Annotated in this window: 1 protein-coding gene; it reads right to left on the bottom strand. The window is 41.1% G+C overall.

Annotation, left to right across the window (positions count from 1 at the left end; all coding sequences use genetic code 11):
- Positions 1-492: 492 nt before the first annotated feature.
- Positions 493-779, bottom strand: a 287-nt coding sequence (locus tag V6F78_RS22235) for a hypothetical protein (protein ID WP_332728332.1), incomplete at its 5' end; no start/stop codon positions are given.

Below are 779 nucleotides of genomic sequence, written 5' to 3'. Positions count from 1 at the left end.
TTTGTGAAAGCCAGTGAAAATTTATACAAACCTCAAAAGATCAACCATCTAACTCGACGCGAAGTCATACTTTTCGCCAATAGAGCCTCTTTTTGATCAAGATTGAATAATTGATATTTTAACCCACACCAAAGCCTCATCAAGGTCCGCTTTCCAAGGTAACTCTAAAAGGGAGTTGCAGGTACTAAAAAGAGACACATGAAATCACTATTGAAGTGACAGCCATCTTGCGAAACGCCATCTTGCTCATCTCGGATTTCGATATTTAATTTCTAAGCAAGGCATCCGTAAAACAGAGGAATATTATTTTTGGCACCGACCGGATTGTAGCGACTCAATAGTTACATCGACCCGGTCAACTGCTCTGCATGGACAGGAGCTACGTTGAGCTCCTTGTAGCGCCATCAGCCATCAGCCATCAGCCATCAGCCATCAGCCATCAGCCATCAGCCATCAGGGTACGTATTTTAATCAGTTCTTTTTCAAGAATTTTCATGTCGGGTGGTATTTTTTTTCTGCTTTAGATCTCAACCATGCGGCTTCTTTATGCTTGAGAAGCTCTATCCCCTCAACAGTAAAATCATTTCTATAGTAATGGCGATCGATTAAATTACCATCATTATCAAAAGCTGTAACTGTAAGTAATCCATTATCGAAAAAAAAACGTCTAAGAGCCGTAAGCATGCGCCTCACAATAACTTGCGACTCAAGATCAGGAACTATATTTCCGTTCTCATCCATTATTTTATAAGCCGCCACTATGGACTCTACAGTCCCCC

It is taken from the genome of Pseudomonas sp. ESBL9 (genome assembly GCF_036668715.1).
In the GTDB taxonomy this organism is placed as follows: Bacteria; Pseudomonadota; Gammaproteobacteria; order Pseudomonadales; family Pseudomonadaceae; genus Aquipseudomonas; species Aquipseudomonas lundensis.
Note: the sequence above shows the minus strand (reverse complement) of the source record. Positions and strands in the feature narration are given on the sequence as shown.